Consider the following 16,451-nt stretch of genomic DNA (forward strand, 5'->3'; position numbering starts at 1 on the left):
CATTTAGCGACGTGAGATCAAAGCGGAAGCCGGAGCTAGCTGATAGCCCCTAGATTCCACTGATTCAGCCCACTTTGCGACCTGGGACAGGGTCACCGGATAGGCGAAGCCCGAGCCCAGCGCCTGGCCGTGCTGCAGGGCGCCGGCCTCCACGGCCAGCAACTGCTGGTCGATGGCCTCGCCCGAGAGCTGCTCGTCGATGATGCGGGTGGCCGACGCGCGCATCGAACCGCCGCGGCGGGCGGCCTGGCCGTCGTCGATGAAGGCCAGGCCGCGGCCGCGCAGGGCGGTCTGGAAGGCGCTCATGCCGGCGTCGGAGGCCATGAACCGCGAGCCGAGATAGTTGGTCACCCCGAAATAGCCGGTGGCGCGCGAGAGCACCCATTCCAGCTTCTTGACCGTCTCCGAGCCCGGCGCGTCGGCCAGCAGGGTGTAGGGGCCTGGATCGTTGTCGGGATAGTCGCTGGGCTCCATCGGGGTCTCCAGCAGCACCTCGTGGCCGGCGGCGCGGGCCAGGTCGATCCAGCCCTGCAGCCCCTCGGCATAGGGCACGAAGGAGAGGGTGATCTCCGGGGGCAGGGCGTCGATGGCCTGGCGGGTGGCGGCGGCGTTGAGGCCCAGGCCGCCGATCACCAGGGCGACCTTGGGCCGGCCGTTGGCCGCGAAGGGCCGGGCATAGGCCTCGGCCGGGGTCCTGCCGTTCGCCGCGATGATCGGCAGCAGGCCGCTGGGCCCCTGGGAATGGAAGCCGGCCAGGGGGGCCTGGGGCAGGGGATCGGCGGCATGGAAGGCGCCGCCGCCCTCCATGGTGATGGTCGCCTCGCCGAACGCGGCGTCCGCCCCGATCGGGGTCTCCGAAAGCCGGAAGATGTCCTCGGTGACGATGGGCTGGCCGGTCGCCCGGGCCATGGCCTCGCGCCAGCCGTCCGGCGCGGCCTCGCCGCCGATCTTGGCCAGCGACAGGCGCACGACCGGCGAGCTCGCCTTCGGATCGCCGATCAGGGCGATCAGGGCCAGCAGCACGACCAGGAACAGGCCGCCCGCCGCGCTCGCGCCGACATAGGGATTTGCGAAGGCCCGCAGCGCGGCCTCGGAGAGCGGCGGCGCCGGCGCCGGCATGGCGATCGCGGGTGCGAGGTGCTTCTTTGAAAACATCACATGATCACGGAACGTTCCGGCATTGGAGCGTCCGCGAATATGGTTAACAAACGACTTATACAGTGAACGCCGACGCCGATTCCGTTAACCATCGGCGCCGGGTTCGAGCCGCTTACTTCTTGTCTGGAGAGGCTTTTTCCAGGACCGGCGCGCCCTTCGGCGACACCACCGCGGCCATCTTCGGTTCGGGCTTCGGCAGCTTGGGCGTGGCGGCCACCGATCCGTACTTCAGGACGTCCATCGCGCGGGCCAACTGGAAGTCGCCCTTGTCCTCGTCGAAGCCGGTCGGCGGGGCTTCGGCGGGGATGTGGGCGCCGCGGCGGGCCTTGCCCTCCTCGGCGTTGAGGGCGTTGCGGAACGAGGCTTCCGAGAACTGGAAGGCGCGGTTGGCGATGCGCTGGGCCTGGTCGCGGGTCTCGGCGACTTCCAGGTCCGGCTCGATGCCGGTCTTCTGGATCGAGCGGCCGGACGGCGTGTAGTAGCGGGCCGTGGTCAGCTTCAGCGCCCCGTCCATGCCGCCGCGCAGCGGGATGACGGTCTGCACCGAACCCTTGCCGAAGGTGGTCAGGCCGACCACTTCGGCGCGCTTGCGGTCCTGCAGGGCGCCGGCCACGATCTCGGCGGCCGAGGCCGAGCCGGAGTTAACGAGCACGACCATGGGCAGGCCGCCGGTCACGTCGCCGGCGCGGGCGTTGTAGCGTTCGATGTCGCGCGGATCGCGGCCGCGCTGGGAGACGATCTCGCCGCCTTCCAGGAACATGTCGGAGATCCCGACCGCCTGGTCGAGCAGGCCGCCCGGATTGTTGCGCAGGTCGAGGATCAGGCCCTTCATCTTCGGGTTCTTGGCCCGCAGGTCGGCCAGGGCGGCCTCGGCCTCGTCGGTGGTCTTCTCGTTGAAGCCCGAGACGCGCAGGTAGCCGTAGTCGCCCTCCATCTTGGCGGTGGCGGACTTGGGCTTGATCACCTCGCGGACGATCTTCACGTCGAAGGGATCGGACTTCTCGCGGGCGATGGTGAGGGTGACCGCCTCGCCGGGCTTGCCGCGCATCTGCTTGACGGCCTCGTTGACCGACAGGCCGAGCACGCTCTCGCCGTTGACCGCGGTGATGAAGTCGCCGGGCTTCACGCCGGCCTTGAAGGCGGGCGTGCCGTCCATCGGCGAGATGACCTTGACCACGCCCTCTTCGCTGGTGACCTCGAGCCCGAGGCCGCCGTACTCGCCGCGCGTCTGATCGCGCATGTCGTCGAAGGAGTCGGGGTTCAGATAGCCTGAATGCGGGTCCAGCGAGGTCAGCATGCCGTCGATGGCGGCCTCGATGAGCTTCTTGTCGTCGACCTCGGTGACGTACTGGCGCTCGACGGTGTCGAGCACGTCGCCGAACAGTTCGAGCATCTTGTAGGTCTTGATCTTCGGCGCCTGAGCCGAGGCGAGGGCCTGCTGGCTGACGTAGGCCATGGAGCCGGCGCCGAGCAGGAAGGCCGAAGCCCCGATCAGAAGATACTTACGCATGTCAGGCCCGATAGCCTCCCTTGGCGGCGAAACGGCGCCGCGCCGGACTTCCTGAACCGATGCTCCGCGCCAAATCCGGCGGAATTGGTTCGAACCTCTAGCTCAGCCCTTCCAGCCATCTGGCCGGATCGACCGGCGACCCGCGTTCGCGGACCTCCAGATAGAGTTCAGATGGGGAGTTTCGTCCATCCGTCATCCACCCGACAGGCGCGCCCGCCGCGACCGATTGCCCGACCCCCACGCTCGTTCGGTCCAGGCCAGCCAACACCAGATGGTAGCCACCGGCCAGCCGCAAGATCAATATGACCCCCCAGCCCTTAACGGGGCCTACAAACTGGACGAGGCCGCCGTCGGGCGCCGCGACCTGGGCGCCGTGCTCGGACGCCAGGGTGACGCCGGTGGCCGCGCCGCCGCCGGTCAGGGCGTCGCCATAGCGCTGGACGACCTCGCCCTTGACCGGGCGCAGCAGGCGGATCGGCGGGGTGATCGGGCCGCTCTCGACCGGGGCGGCGCCCGGGGGCGTGGCCTCCAGCCGCTCGCGGCGCTCGGCCAGTTCGGAGTCGGAGGTGAAGAGGGCCTCGCTGGCCACCGCCGCCAGCCGCCGCTGGCGGGCGATCTCGGTGGCCTCGGCGGCGTAGAGCCTGGCGCGCTTCTGCAGTTCCGGGGTGATGGCCTTGACCAGAATGGCCGCGCGCACGGCCTCGGTGGCGTCGCCGGGGCTGACCAGCAGGGCCGGCGGCGGATCGCGGCGGAACTGGGCCAGGGCGGTCAGCAGCCGGGCCATGCGGTTGAGGTTGCGGCCCTGCTCGGCGCTCAGCACCGTCTCGCGGACATTGAGTCGCTCCAGCCGCATCTGGCTGTCGGTGGCGGCATAGGCCAGGGCGCCGGCCGCCAGGGTCGCGGCGACGGCGCAGGTGGCGGGAAGCAGGACGCCGCGGCGCATCATGGAGCCAGGGATAGACCGCACGCCCCGCGTCCTCAATCGCGATGATAGGGGCTGCCGGCCAGGATGGTCACGGCGCGGTAGACCTGCTCGGCCAGCATGGCGCGGGCCATGGCGTGGGGCCAGGTCTGGGGGCCGAAGGCGAGCTTGCCGTTCGCCGCGGCCAGCAGGCCGGGATCGAGCCCGTCGGCCCCGCCGATGACGAAGACCAGCCGCCGGGCGCCGTCGTCGCGCAGGCGGGCGATCTCGGCGGCGAAGGCGCGCGAGGCCCTGGCGGTTCCGTGCTCGTCGCAGGCGATGACGTGGGCGCCGTCCAGGTGCGGGCGCAGCACCTCGGCCTCGGGGCCCTTGCCGGGCTTGCGGGACTCGACCTCGATCACCTCGACCGGGCCAAGGCCCAGCGAGCGTCCGGCCGCAGTGGCGCGGTCGACATAGAGCTTCACGAGTTCGACTTCGGGCGAACGCGGTAGGCGGCCGACGGCGAGGATCGTGATCTTCATGCCGTCTTTTCCTCCCTCATCGAGATGCAGGGCGATCGCACATGGCGCCGTCGCCTTGAACCCCGCATAGGCGGGCCGGGGGCCATGCGCGCAGGGTTTTCGGCAGAGCTCAGCGTCTATGGACGGCCGGGACCTGCCGGCCCGGCCATGACACCATAGGGGGAGGCGATACCCCTCCCCAGGAAGGGAGGAAGAATCAGCTCGCCGGCGTGCGGTGCGGGGCGTCGACCGACCAGATCTTCTCGATGTTGTAGAACTGGCGCACTTCGGGCCGGAACAGGTGGACGATGACGTCCCCGGTGTCGATCAGCACCCAGTCGCAATGCGGCAGGCCCTCGACGCGGGCCTTGCCGAGGCCCTCCTCCTTGAGGGCGCGCAGCAGGTGATCGGCCATCGCGCCGACATGACGGTGCGAACGCCCGGACGCCACGATCAATGCGTCGGCGACGGCGCTCTTGCCTTTCAGGTCGATGAAGACAACGTCCTGCGCCTTGTCGTCGTCCAGGCGTTGCAGGATCAGGTCTCCGAGGGCGACGATCTTCGCCTCGGTGTCGGAAGAAGCGCCGGAAACCGGGGCTTCGTGCGCTCTAGGCGCAGGGTCAGGGCTCAGCGGGGTCGCTCCTTTGTTGCCTCGCTAGGAGAGACATAGCACGGATTGGGCCGATTGGTCAGCCCAACTCTTCAAGCCGGGGGCCGGCGCGATCGTTCCCGGCCCGCGGCGATCGTGATCGGGCTATTTCGCCTGGCGCGCGCGCAGCGCCGTGGACGACTGGAAATTCAACGGTCCGGTCAGGAAAACCCAGCGCGGCGGCGACGTGCCGGGCAGCAGCTTGGCCTGCAGCAGCGAGACCCGCGCATGGGCGAAACGCCGCGCCGCGGGCGAGGAGCGGCTCTTCAGCGAGATCCAGGGACGCGAGACCACGGCGACCGGCACCTCGGCCATGATCTGGGTCCAGCCGCGCCAGCGGTGGAAGCTGGCCAGGCTGTCGGCGCCCATGATCCAGACGAAGTGGACGCCGGGAAAGCGGGCCTTCAGCGCGCGGATGGTGTCGATGGTGTACTGCGAGCCGAAGCGGGTCTCGGCGTCGCTGACGATCATGCTGCGGCCGCGGGCGAAGGCGCGCGCGCCGGCCATGCGGTCTTCCAGCCTGGCGGTCTCGCGGCTGGCCTTCAGCGGGTTCTGCGGGGAGACCAGCCAGACCACCCGGTCGAGCTGCAGCCGGCGGCGGGCGGTCTCGGCGACGTGGGCGTGGCCTTCGTGGGCCGGATTGAACGAGCCGCCATAGAGGCCCACGCGCATCCCCGGCCTCAGGTCGAAGCCGAGCCGCAGGGCGGCGGGACGCCCCGCCTTGGGCCGGCGCCTAGCGGGACCGGCGAACCACACAGGACCTACGCAGGTTCAAAGCGGCTTGGCCGTGGCGGGATTGCGGTCGAGGTCGAGGTCGTCCTGGCGGACCCGGGCGCGGACGGTGAAGACGCCGTCGCCGGACAGCACCCCGCCGCGGGCGAACAGGCGGCCGTGCTCCCAGTTCGAGAGGCCGAGCTCGGGGCGGTCGAGGGCGAACTGGCCGTCGACCCAGCGGGTGAAGCCGTCGCCGACGAACGGCGCGTTCACCGCGCCGTAGAAGCGCTCGTGCGCCGCGGGGTCCTGCGAGATCAGGCTGGCGGCGAACTGCGGGCTGTAGCGGTTGAAGAGGGCCACGGCCGCCTCGACGCTGTCGACCAGCACCAGGGTCAGTTCGGGGGTCTCCTCCCACTCCCACTCGCGGCCGAGTTCGCTCTGCGCCAGCAGCTCGACCTTGGGTTCCTCGACCTCGCCCTCGGCCCGGCCGACGAGGATGCGGGCCTCGCGCCAGGCGGCGGGCAGGGCGTCTTCCGAGCCCTCGACCACGTGCAGCTTCACATTGCGCCGGCGCTGGCCGGCGGCGTCTAGGGCGGCGAGGAACGCCGGGACCAGGGCGCCGGCGGCCTCGCGGACGATGGCGCAGACGTTGAGCGTGTTGCAGACCTTGCGGTCGAGCGAGTGGTAGACGGCGGCCTTGAAACGGGCCGGATCGGCGTCGGCGGCGGCCACCATCCAGGCGCCGCCCGTGCCGTGCAGGCTGACCGGGGCGCCGGCCTGGCGGGCGATGGCGCCCAGTTGGGCGACGGCGGGGCCCGAGCCGCGGGCCACGGCCAGGGCCAGGCGCTTGTCGGAGAACATCGCCCAGCCGGCGGCGTGCTCGGGGCTGTCGACCAGGGCGGCCGCGCCGGGCGGCAGGCCGGCGGCCTGCAGCGCCGGGTCCAGGGCGTGCTCGACGATGGCGCGGGCGGTGCCCAGGGCGTCGGAGCCGATGCGGAAGACCACGGTGTTGCCGGTGCGCAGGACGCCGGTGGCGTCGGCGAAGACGTTGGGGCGGCCCTCGAAGATGAAGCCGACCACGCCCAGGGGCGCGGCGACCTGCTCGACGCTCCAGCCGGGATGCTCGACCCGTTCGACCAGGCGGCCGCGGCCGACCTGGGCGTCGCGCCAGACGTGCAGGCCGGCGATCATGTCGGCGCGCATCGCCTCGCTGACCGCCAGGCGGGTAGTGGAGCGGCCGCGCGCCTGGGCGCGGGCGACGTCCTCGGCGTTCGCCTTGGCGATCGCGCTCCAGGCCCCGTCGTCGGCCAGGTTGGCGGCGAAGGCGTCGAAGAAGGCGGTGATGGCGGCGTCGCTCACCTGGGCGAGTTGGCCGAACGCCGCGTGGGCGCGGGCGACGGCGCCGGCGGCGATCGCCTGGACGGGGGCGGGGATGTGCAGCAGGTCGCCGGTCTCCTGGACCACGACCAGCCGGTCGCCCGCCTGGAAGGCCGCGGCCAGCCTGTCGGAGACATAGGCCACGCGGTCGCCGCCGAACGGGATCGGCATGCCGGCGACCAGGGTCTCCAGCTTGCCCGTCCGGGCTCCAGTCTCGGCCTTGGTGCTCGCCGCCGCGTCGTCCATCACGCGCCCTAATGCTCAGTTTGAGGTTTAGTAGGCCCCTTTGGAGCCCGTCGCAAATCCGTCGTGGTCAGGCCGGGGTCCGCGCCGACAGCGCCAGGTCGTCGGCGTGGATCATCGGGCCGGAGGTGAAGCCGAGCAGGGCCTCGATGGCGTCCGACTTCAGGCCGCAGATGCGCCCGGCCTCCTCGGAATCGTAGCGCGCCAGGCCGCGGCCGATCTCGCGGCCGGTTTCGTCGGTCACCACCACGGCGTCGCCCTTGTCGAAGCGGCCCTCGACGGCGCGCATGCCGGCCGGCAGCAGGCTCTTGCCGGTGGCCAGCGCCTTGGCCGCGCCGTCGTCGACGATCACCGCGCCGGAGGTGGCCAGCGAGCCGGCGATCCAAGCCTTGTAGGCGGCGGCGACCGACACCGAGGGCTCGATCACCGTCGCTTTCTCGCCGGCCTCGATGGCGGCGAGCGGGGCGGGGCGGCGGCCCAGGGTGATGATGGTGGCGCAGCCGGCCGACTGGGCTATGCGGGCGGCCATGATCTTGGTGGCCATGCCGCCGGTGCCGACCCCGGCGCTGGCGTTGGCGCCGCCGGCCATGGCCTCGATCTGCGGCGTCAGTTGGCTGATGCGCGGCAGGTGCTCGGCGGCCGGATGGCTGCGCGGGTCGGCGGTGTAGAGGCCGTCGATGTCCGACAGCAGGACCAGGGCCTCGGCGCGGATCATCTGGGCGACGCGGGCGGCCAGGCGGTCGTTGTCGCCGTAGCGGATCTCTTCGGTGACGACGGTGTCGTTCTCGTTGACCACCGGGATCACGCCCAGGCCCAGCAGGGTCGACAGGGTGGCGTGGGCGTTCAGCCAGCGGCGGCGGATCTCGGTGTCGTCGCGGGTGATCAGCACCTGGGCGGCGACCAGGCCGTGCGGCTCCAGCGCCTCTTCCCAGGCCCGCATCAGCGCCGACTGGCCGGCGGCGGCGCAGGCCTGCTTTTCCGGCAGGGTCAGCTTGCGGCGGCCCATGGCCAGGCGGCGGCGGCCCAGCGCCACGGCGCCGGAGGACACCACCAGCACCTGCTGGCCGCGGGCGCGCAGCCGGGCGACGTCGGCGGCGAAGGCGGCCAGCCAGGCGGCGTCAGGCCCGTCATCGCCCGCCACCAGGGCCGAGCCGACCTTGACGACGACCCGCTTGGCCTGCGCCAGTCCGCTCACGGGGTCCAGCCCGTGCCGCCGATCTGCTCGGCCTCTTCCTGGGCGATCTGCGCCTTGCGCGCGCGGACCAGGGCGTAGGCCTCGCGCAGCAGGTCCACGACGCCCTTGCCGGAGACGCCGGAGACCAGCCGGACCTTGCCGCCGACCGCTTCCTCGAGCGCCTCGCGCTGCATCTCGATGACGCTGTCGTCGAGGGCGTCGATCTTGCTGAGGGCGACGATCTCGGTCTTGTCGCCGAGTTCCTCGCCATAGGCTTCCAGTTCGCCGCGGACCGTGCGCCAGGCTTCGGCGACGTCGGTCTGGGTGGCGTCGACCAGGTGGATCAGCACCGCGGTGCGCTCCACGTGGCCAAGGAAGCGGACGCCGAGGCCCGCGCCTTCCGACGCGCCCTCGATCAGGCCGGGGATGTCGGCCAGGACGAAGCGCTCGCTGGGCGAGAGGTCGACCATGCCGAGGTTGGGGGCCAGCGTCGTGAACGGATAGTCGGCGATCTTCGGCTTGGCGGCGCTGGCGGCGGCCAGGAAGGTCGACTTGCCGGCGTTGGGCAGCCCGACCAGGCCGACGTCGGCGATCAGCTTCAGCCGCAGCCAGATCCAGCGCTCCTCGCCCTCCTGGCCGGGATTGGCGTGGCGCGGGGCCTGGTTGACCGGGCCCTTGAAACGGTCGTTGCCCCAGCCGCCGTTGCCGCCCTTGAGCAGCAGGATGCGCTTGCCGGGCGCGTCCATGTCGGCGATCAGGGTTTCCTTGTCCTCGTCCAGCACCTCGGTGCCGACCGGGACCTTCAGGACCACGTCGTCGCCGGCCGCGCCGTGGCGGTTGCGGCCCATGCCGTGGACGCCGGTGCCGGCCTTGAAGTGCTGCTGGTAGCGGTAGTCGATCAGGGTGTTGAGGCCGTCGACCGCCTCGATCCAGACGTCGCCGCCATGGCCGCCGTCGCCGCCGTCGGGGCCGCCGTACTCGATGTACTTCTCGCGCCGGAACGACACAGCGCCGCCGCCGCCGTTTCCGGAGCGGATATAGATCTTGCACTGGTCGAGAAACTTCATCGGGGCCTTTTGTAGCACAGAGGAGCGAAGGTCGAGGGTGGAGTAGGCATTTACCTCTCCGATCGTCATGGCCGGGCGTGTCCCGGCCACCCATGGACGCCGCGGCGGGAGAGCGTCGCGGGAGGACCTGAGCCTATGGGGCCCCGGCCTTCCGCTTCGCTTCAGCCGGGGATGACGAATGGAGAGGGTGTGGCCTCACGCCAGCCACACCATCATCCGGGTCGGGGTCGCCTGGCCGCCGCGGGCGACGGACGGGCGCAATTCGATGTCGCCGGTGTAGAGGAAGCCGGCCTTGCACAGCACCTGGCCCGAGGCCGGGTTGTCGGAGAAGTGGCCCGCGTGCATGTAACGCCGGCCCCAGGTCCGATGCGCCCAGACCAGCGCGCCCTGCGCCGCCTCGGTGGCGTAGCCCTGGCCCCAGTAGGGGCGGCCGACCCAGTAGCCGATCTCGCGTTCGCCGCCGTCCCGGGCGTCGAAGCCCAGCACGCCGATCGCGCCATGCTGCGGATGGTCGATGACGAACACCGCCTCGCGCGCGAGGTCGTTCTCGCCGGCCTTCTCGAGGAAGCCCTCGGCGTGCTCGACCCCATAGGGATAGGGCATGCCGGTGGTCATCCGCGCCACGTCGAAGTCGTTGGCGTGGGCCGCGATCCTGGCTGCATCGGCCTTGCGGGGCTTGCGCAGCCGCAGCCGCTGCGTCGTGATGACGGGCTCCAGTTCGATCGCACACATGGTCTACCTCCCGGCCCTCTGTCGGGGCCCTTCCAGAACGCAAAGAGGGGGAGTCCGGCGGTCCGGACTCCCCCTCGGAAGCTGTCTGCCCGGTCCGCCTTACGGCGAACCCGGTTTCAAGAGGTTCGCCTGATTATTCAGCCGCTTGGGCCACAACCACGTTCACGTAGGTGCGGTCGTCGCGCTTGGTCACGAATTTCACGGCGCCGTTGGCGGTCGCGAAGAGGGTGTGGTCCTTGCCCATGCCGACATTGTCGCCCGGGAAGAACTTCGTGCCGCGCTGGCGCACGATGATGTTGCCGCCGACGACAGCTTCACCACCGAACTTCTTCACGCCGAGGCGGCGGCCAGCCGAATCGCGACCGTTGCGCGAAGAGCCGCCAGATTTCTTGTGAGCCATAGCTCTCTCCTAACTCTCTAGTGCGCGCTTATTCGGCGGCGTCGTCAGACTTCTTGGCGGCGGCCTTCTTCGGCGCAGCCTTCTTGGCCGGGGCTTCGTCGGTCGCCGCAGCGGCCTTCTTGGCCTTGGCCGGAGCGGCGGGAGCCGCAGCTTCCAGCTCGGCGACCACGTTCTTCAGGTTGCGGGCGCGCGCGTCCAGCAGGGCCTTCGGGGTCAGGTCGACCGTGCCGTCCCACTTGGCGGTCTTGCCGGCGCCGGCGATCGAGGTCACGCGCAGCACGGTCTCCGACTGGCGGTGACCGCGGGTGCGGCGATAGCCCTGGCGGCGGATCTTCTTGAAGATCTTGATCTTCTCGCCGCGGCGGGTCTCGATCAGGGTGGCCGAGACGCTGGCGCCTTCGACCAGCGGCGCGCCGACCGTGACGGCTTCGCCATCGCCGAGCAGGAGGACGTCGCCGAACGCGACTTCCGCACCCGGTTCACCGTCGAGCTTTTCGACGACCAGCAGGTCACCGGCTTGAACCCGGTACTGCTTTCCGCCGGTTTTGATCACCGCGTACATCGTTGGCGCCTTGGACTATAGCAAAATGGATTGCGCCCGCGAGATAGCCCGCGGGCGAGAGGCGCGGACTTATACAGAGGGACCGTTGAGAGTCAACGCGCCTGGCGTGTTTCTACGGTCACATGACTCAGTCCGGGCAGACCGGCCAGCCGCGCGCGATAGGCCTCCGCGGGCAGCGGGCTCTGCGCCTCGACCACGACGATGGCCGCGTGGTGCCCGGGCCCCAGCCGCCAGAGGTGCAGGTCCAGCAGCCGCTCGCCCTCGGCCTCCATGCGCCGGCGGACCTCGGCGGTGAGGTCGGGCGAGGGATTGACGTCCAGCAGCACCGCGCCGGTGCGGGTCATCAGCCGCCAGGCGAAGTGGGCCAGCAGCACGGCGCCGGCCAGCCCCGCGAGGCTGTCGGCCCAGGGCCAGCCGAAGGCGCGCCCCAGCCCCAGGCCGACGATGGCCAGGGCCGAGACCGCGGCGTCGCCGGCCAGGTGCAGGTGGGCGGCCGAGAGGTTGAGGTCGCCGTCGCGATCGTGCGCGTGGCGATGCACCGGGCGCAGCAGCCACATGCAGACGAGGTTGATCGCCAGGGCGAGGCCAGCCAGGGCCAGCGCCCCGTCATAGGCCACCGGCGAGGGCGAAAGCACGCGGTGCCCGCTCTCGATGGCGACCAGCACGGCGCTGATCGCCAGCACCGCGGCGTTCGCGAACCCCGCCAGATAGCCGAGCTTGCCGGTGCCGAAGGAGAATCGCGGGTCCTGGGCGTAGCGGCGGGCCATCCGGTAGGCGCCGGCCGCGACGACCAGCGCGGCGACATGGGCGGCCATGTGCACGCCGTTGGCGATCAGGGCCATGGAGTTGAAGACCAGCCCGCCGCCGATCTGCGCCGCCAGGGTGAGCACGCAGATCCCGGCCACCAGCCAGGTCCGGCGCTCGTTGCGCGCATGGTCCGCGCCCAGATAGACGCGATCGCCCCGGAAGGCGTCCATCTGTCCTTGGCGTTCGGGGGCGGAGGCGGTCACGGTTGCTCTTATATATAGCGGCGGTCGGGGAGCGCGGTGTTATTCGATAACACCTATATGAGGTCAAGCGGTCCAAGGCCGCAGGCTGTTCCCTTCCACGCTATCAATGACTAGATGACGTCCATGACCGACAAGACCCCCGTCACCGTCCTCACCGGCTATCTCGGCGCCGGCAAGACCACGCTCTTGAACCGCATCCTCACCGAGGACCACGGCAAGAAGTACGCCGTCATCGTCAACGAGTTCGGCGAGGTGGGCATCGACAACGACCTCATCGTCGGGGCCGACGAAGAAGTCTTCGAGATGAACAACGGCTGCGTCTGCTGCACGGTGCGCGGCGACCTGATCCGCGTCCTGTCGGGCCTGATGAAGCGCAAGGGCAAGTTCGACGCCATCGTGGTCGAGACCACCGGCCTGGCCGACCCCGGCCCCGTGGCCCAGACCTTCTTCGTCGACGACGACGTGAAGGCCAGGACCCAGCTCGACAGCGTCACCGCCGTGGTCGACGCCAAGCACCTGCCGCTGCGGCTGGCCGATTCCCGCGAGGCGGTCGAGCAGATCGCCTTCGCCGACCAGATCGTGCTGAACAAGACCGACCTGGTCACCGAGGACGAACTGCGCAGCGTCGAGGCGGCGATCCGCCGGCTGAACCCGCTGGCGCCGATCCACCGCACCCAACGCTCGCAGGTGCCGCTCGAGGCGATCCTCGGCCGCGGCAGCTTCGACCTGGCCCGCATCACCGATGTGCAGCCGCAATTCCTGAATCCCGCCCACGGCGAGCCGGGCCACGTTCACGACGAGGACTGCGACCATGATCACGACCATCATCATCACCACGGCGATCATGACCACGGTCACCACGACCATGATCATGAGGACCATGCGGCGGCGGCGGGCATCCGCGGCGTCTCGCTCACGCTAGACAGGCCGATCCATGGCCAGCGGGTGACCAACTGGCTGAACCAGGTCCTCCAGGACCAGGGGCCGGACATCCTGCGGGCCAAGGGCATCCTCGACGTCCAGGGCGAGGACCGCCGCCTGGTGTTCCAGGCCGTGCACATGATCCTGGAAGGCGACTTCCAGGGCCAGTGGAAGGACGGCGACAAGCGCTACAGCCGCCTGGTCTTCATCGGCCGCAACCTCGACGAAGCCAAGCTGCGCGAGGGCTTCGAGGCCTGCGCGGCCTAATCCAACGATCGTCATGACAGGTCCGCGTCTATGGATGGCCGGGACCTGCCATGACGATCGGGGTGACGGCGGGGCCGTCGCGCAAAGAAAAAGGCCCGCCCGGGTTTCCCTGGGCGGGCCTTTCTATTTCGTCCGAAGCGCTGACTAGAGCTCTTCGTTGATCAGGGCGACCTGGAAGAAGCCGTTGCCCTGCAGGGTGTTCATCACCGCCATGAAGTCGCCGTAGCGAACGGTCCGGTCGGCGCGGATATAGACGCGCTCTTCGGTCGGTTCCGGCGTGTTCAGGATGCGGGTCAGGTCCGCGGGCAGGGTGTCGAGGCTGGTCGCGACGTCGCCGATGAACAGCTTGCCGCCCTGCTGAACGTTGATCAGCGTCGGCTCTTCGACCTTGGCGCCCGGGGGCGGCGGAACCGCCGGCGGCAGGTCCAGCTTGATCGACACCGTCGCAGCGGGGATCGACACCATGAAGATAATAAGGAGCACCAGCATCACGTCGACGAACGGCGTAACGTTGATGTCGCTGTTCTGGCCGAGGTCGAACTTGCCGCCGCCTCCGCCACCCAGCTTCGCACCCATATGAATTTCCTTCCCTTGGGCCCCTGGCTGAGGCCACCGCACAGTCGATGACACCCATCGCTAAACAAAATGCGATTGTAAAGCCCGAACCTGCGAACTGAGGCCCGCAAGAGGTCAGGCTTTGCGCGGCGCCTGCATGTGAGGCGCAAAACGGGTCGATTCCGCCTCTCGCCAAGATCGATGTTAGGCAGGTATGACCCGCGCCATGACTTTCCAGTTCGACGCCTATGTCACCGCGGCCCTGTTCGGAAAGGACAGGAAGGCCGTATTCGCCCTCGGCGACGGCTCCGTCCGATTCGAGTCGGGCGAGCAGATCGAAGCCCACGACGGGGCGGTTCTCTGCGCCTGCCTGCACCCCAGCGGCGAGGGCCTGATCACCGGCGGCGACGACGGGCGCGTCGTCTGGTCGCGGACCTCGGGCGCGACCGAGATCGCCCGGGTTCCGGGCCGTTGGATCGACTCGGTCGACGCCTCGCCGGACTCCAAGCTGATCGCCTTCTCCGCCGGCAGGGACCTGCACGTGCGCGACGCCGCCGACCCGGCCTTCGCCCGCGTCTTCACCCACGAGAAGTCGGTGGCGGACGTGGTCTTCGATCCCAAGGGCCGGCGCATCGCCGCGGCGACCTATGGCGGCGCCTGGCTCTGGTACGCCCGGATCGCCGAGCAGAAGCCCTATGTCCTGAAGTGGGCCGGCAGCCATGTCGGCCTGGCCTTCAGCCCCGACGGCAAGTTCCTGATGTCGGCCATGCAGGAGAACGCCCTGCACGGCTGGCGGGTCGCCGACGAGAAGAACCTGCGCATGGGCGGCTATCCGGTGAAGGTGAAGAGCATGAGCTTCGTGGCCAAGGGCCAGTTGCTGATCACCTCCGGCGCCAACGGCCTGGTGGCCTGGCCCTTCGCCGGCGCGACCGGCCCGATGGGCAAGCAGGCGGCCGAGGTCGGCTTCGACGAGAGCGCCATGGTCGTGCGGGTCGACGGCATGCCGGGCGGCCAGTGGGTCTGCGCCGGGCTCGACGACGGCCGGGTCTGGGCCTGCGACCTGGCCGGCCAGAAGATCGTGCCGCTCAAGGCCGAGAAGGGCGCGGCCGTCACCGCCCTGGCCATGAGCAAGGACGGGACCCGGGTCGCCTGGGGCGACGAGGACGGCGCGGCGGGCGTGGCGAGCGTTTAGTCTTCGAAACCCCTCAGCTCCCCCCAGACCTCGAACGGGTCGCGGGTGGAGCGGAAGCTGTTGATCGGCGCGGTTTCGTCGCGCCAGCCCAGGGCCATGCCGGAGAACAGCATGTGGTCGGCCGGCAGGCCCACCGCCTTGGCGACGCTCTGCGGATAGCGGGCCCAGTATTCCTGGGCGCAGGTGTCCAGCCCGCGCTCGGTCGCCAGCAGCATCACCGTCTGCATGTACATGCCCACGTCCGACCACTGCGGCGGGCCGACCTTGCGGTCGAGGCAGAAGAACAGGCCGACCGGGGCGCCGAAGAACTCGCCGTTGCGGGCGAACTGGCGCAGGCGGGCGGGCTTGTCCTCGCGCGGGATGCCGACCGAGGCGTATAGCTCCTCGCCGTTCTTGAACCGCCGGGTGCGGAAGGGCTCCCAGAGGTCGGGCGGATAGACGTCGTACTCCATCGGCTCGCCCATCGGATTGGCCGCGACCTGGGCCTTCAACTGCGCCAGCGGCGCGCCGGCCAGGGCGTAGACCCGCCACGGCTGCAGGTTGCCGCCCGACGGAGCGCGCGCGGCGGCCTCCAGGATCTCGCGCACCAGGGCGGCGGGCGGGACGTCCGGCCTGAAGGCGCGGACGGACTGGCGGGCGGCGACGGCGTCGGTGACGTTCACGGATTGCGTCCTTGCGGCTTGACCGGAAACCTGGGTCGAAGCATCGCTACTATCCGGCCGTCGGGTAAGGGCAAGAGTCTTGGCTAAGGCGTCTAAGGGGTTTTTCGGGCGGCTGATCGGGGGCCTGCTGCTGCTGGCCCTGGTGTTCGGCCTGATCGGCCCGGTGATGGTCACGGCCATCTACCGCTTCGTGCCGCCGCCGGTGACCTGGCTGATGATCCAGCGGGTGACCGAGGGCAAGGGCTTCGACCGCCGCTGGCGGCCGCTGGACCAGATCTCGCCGCGCCTGGTGCGGGCGGTGATCGCCGCCGAGGACGCCAAGTTCTGCCAGCACAACGGCTTCGACTTCGAGGCCATCGAGAAGGCCTACGAGGCCAACGCCAAGGGCAAGAAGCTGCGCGGCGGTTCGACCATCAGCCAGCAGACCGCCAAGAACGTCTTCCTGTGGCCGGGCCGCTCCTATGTCCGCAAGGGGCTGGAGGCCTATTTCACCGTCCTGATCGAGGTGATCTGGGGCAAGCCGCGGATCATGGAGGTCTATCTGAACTCCATCGAGTGGGGGCCGGGCGTCTACGGCGCCGAGGCCGCCGCCCGGAAGAACTTCGGGGTCGGGGCCGACCAGCTCACCCCGGCCCAGGCCGCGCGGCTGGCGGCGATCCTGCCCAGCCCGCTGAAGTGGCAGGCGGCCAAGCCGGGGCCCTATGTGAAGCGCCGCTCGGGCAAGATCGGCAAGGCCGCCGGGACCATCAGCCGCGAGGGCATGGCCGCCTGCGTCCTGGGTTGACCGGGCGCGGATATCCCCTCCAATGCCGCCCGAACCCCCAGCGGAGGCGGCT

General features: G+C 70.1%; 18 protein-coding genes. 3 read left to right on the plus strand and 15 right to left on the minus strand.

What is annotated here, in order from left to right; translation table 11 throughout:
- Window positions 1-3: 3 nt before the first annotated feature.
- The 13 genes from RTL41_RS11885 to RTL41_RS11945 all read right to left on the minus strand — a co-directional run bounded on the left by RTL41_RS11885 (window position 4) and on the right by RTL41_RS11945 (window position 12,018).
- Window positions 4-1,155 carry a divergent polysaccharide deacetylase family protein gene (locus tag RTL41_RS11885; RefSeq protein ID WP_312164622.1) on the minus strand — a complete coding sequence of 384 codons (1,152 nt, stop codon included), beginning with the start codon at window positions 1,153-1,155 and terminating at the stop codon, window positions 4-6.
- Window positions 1,156-1,270: 115 nt separating this feature from the next.
- Window positions 1,271-2,668: a S41 family peptidase gene (locus RTL41_RS11890; protein ID WP_312164624.1), complete on the minus strand. Its 1,398-nt coding sequence runs from the start codon at window positions 2,666-2,668 to the stop codon at window positions 1,271-1,273.
- A 97-nt stretch (window positions 2,669-2,765) separates the two neighbouring features.
- The gene (locus RTL41_RS11895; protein ID WP_312164625.1) at window positions 2,766-3,635 is read right to left on the minus strand and encodes a peptidoglycan DD-metalloendopeptidase family protein; all 870 of its coding nucleotides are present in this window, start codon (window positions 3,633-3,635) and stop codon (window positions 2,766-2,768) included.
- An 11-nt stretch (window positions 3,636-3,646) separates the two neighbouring features.
- Window positions 3,647-4,111, minus strand: a complete 465-nt coding sequence (gene rlmH, locus RTL41_RS11900; protein ID WP_312164627.1) for a 23S rRNA (pseudouridine(1915)-N(3))-methyltransferase RlmH — start codon at window positions 4,109-4,111, stop codon at window positions 3,647-3,649.
- A 196-nt stretch (window positions 4,112-4,307) separates the two neighbouring features.
- Window positions 4,308-4,721 (minus strand): ribosome silencing factor, encoded by a 414-nt coding sequence (gene rsfS / locus RTL41_RS11905; RefSeq protein WP_312165112.1) that lies wholly within the window; start codon window positions 4,719-4,721, stop codon window positions 4,308-4,310.
- Window positions 4,722-4,844: 123 nt separating this feature from the next.
- Window positions 4,845-5,495, minus strand: a complete 651-nt coding sequence (locus RTL41_RS11910) for a nicotinate-nucleotide adenylyltransferase (RefSeq protein WP_312164629.1) — start codon at window positions 5,493-5,495, stop codon at window positions 4,845-4,847.
- A 15-nt stretch (window positions 5,496-5,510) separates the two neighbouring features.
- The gene (locus RTL41_RS11915) at window positions 5,511-7,076 is read right to left on the minus strand and encodes an aldehyde dehydrogenase family protein (RefSeq protein ID WP_312164630.1); all 1,566 of its coding nucleotides are present in this window, start codon (window positions 7,074-7,076) and stop codon (window positions 5,511-5,513) included.
- A 67-nt stretch (window positions 7,077-7,143) separates the two neighbouring features.
- Window positions 7,144-8,268 carry a glutamate 5-kinase gene (gene proB, locus RTL41_RS11920; RefSeq protein WP_312164632.1) on the minus strand — a complete coding sequence of 375 codons (1,125 nt, stop codon included), beginning with the start codon at window positions 8,266-8,268 and terminating at the stop codon, window positions 7,144-7,146.
- Window positions 8,265-9,314 carry a GTPase ObgE gene (gene obgE, locus RTL41_RS11925; protein ID WP_312164634.1) on the minus strand — a complete coding sequence of 350 codons (1,050 nt, stop codon included), beginning with the start codon at window positions 9,312-9,314 and terminating at the stop codon, window positions 8,265-8,267. The genes proB and obgE overlap by 4 nt, the downstream gene beginning before the upstream one ends.
- 195 nt (window positions 9,315-9,509) lie before the next feature.
- Window positions 9,510-10,046, minus strand: a complete 537-nt coding sequence (locus tag RTL41_RS11930) for a GNAT family N-acetyltransferase (RefSeq protein WP_312164636.1) — start codon at window positions 10,044-10,046, stop codon at window positions 9,510-9,512.
- A 133-nt stretch (window positions 10,047-10,179) separates the two neighbouring features.
- A complete protein-coding gene (gene rpmA / locus RTL41_RS11935) occupies window positions 10,180-10,446 on the minus strand; it encodes a 50S ribosomal protein L27 (RefSeq protein ID WP_312164638.1) in 267 nt (88 codons plus the stop codon).
- A gap of 28 nt (window positions 10,447-10,474) precedes the next feature.
- The gene (rplU, locus tag RTL41_RS11940) at window positions 10,475-11,008 is read right to left on the minus strand and encodes a 50S ribosomal protein L21 (protein WP_312164640.1); all 534 of its coding nucleotides are present in this window, start codon (window positions 11,006-11,008) and stop codon (window positions 10,475-10,477) included.
- A 92-nt stretch (window positions 11,009-11,100) separates the two neighbouring features.
- The gene (locus RTL41_RS11945; RefSeq protein ID WP_312164642.1) at window positions 11,101-12,018 is read right to left on the minus strand and encodes a cation diffusion facilitator family transporter; all 918 of its coding nucleotides are present in this window, start codon (window positions 12,016-12,018) and stop codon (window positions 11,101-11,103) included.
- A 114-nt stretch (window positions 12,019-12,132) separates the two neighbouring features.
- On the opposite strand from RTL41_RS11945, the gene RTL41_RS11950 reads away from it, so the two are divergent.
- Entirely contained in the window at window positions 12,133-13,206 is a 1,074-nt protein-coding gene (locus RTL41_RS11950) for a GTP-binding protein (RefSeq protein ID WP_312164644.1), read from the plus strand.
- 144 nt (window positions 13,207-13,350) lie between these two features.
- On the opposite strand, the gene RTL41_RS11955 is transcribed toward RTL41_RS11950, so the two are convergent.
- Window positions 13,351-13,782: a biopolymer transporter ExbD gene (locus tag RTL41_RS11955; RefSeq protein ID WP_312164646.1), complete on the minus strand. Its 432-nt coding sequence runs from the start codon at window positions 13,780-13,782 to the stop codon at window positions 13,351-13,353.
- A gap of 205 nt (window positions 13,783-13,987) precedes the next feature.
- On the opposite strand from RTL41_RS11955, the gene RTL41_RS11960 reads away from it, so the two are divergent.
- Window positions 13,988-14,953, plus strand: a complete 966-nt coding sequence (locus RTL41_RS11960) for a WD40 repeat domain-containing protein (RefSeq protein ID WP_312164647.1) — start codon at window positions 13,988-13,990, stop codon at window positions 14,951-14,953.
- Here the strand turns inward: RTL41_RS11960 and RTL41_RS11965 are convergent.
- Complete coding sequence (locus RTL41_RS11965; protein ID WP_312164649.1) at window positions 14,950-15,615, minus strand: nitroreductase; 666 nt, start codon at window positions 15,613-15,615, stop codon at window positions 14,950-14,952. The two genes, RTL41_RS11960 and RTL41_RS11965, sit on opposite strands and share 4 nt — an antisense overlap.
- Window positions 15,616-15,694: 79 nt before the next feature.
- Here RTL41_RS11965 and mtgA point away from each other — a divergent pair, with 79 nt between their 5' ends.
- Entirely contained in the window at window positions 15,695-16,399 is a 705-nt protein-coding gene (gene mtgA / locus RTL41_RS11970; protein ID WP_312164651.1) for a monofunctional biosynthetic peptidoglycan transglycosylase, read from the plus strand.
- Window positions 16,400-16,451 lie beyond the last annotated feature (52 nt).

This window comes from Phenylobacterium sp. (assembly GCF_031984885.1).
Taxonomy (GTDB): Bacteria; Pseudomonadota; Alphaproteobacteria; order Caulobacterales; family Caulobacteraceae; genus Phenylobacterium.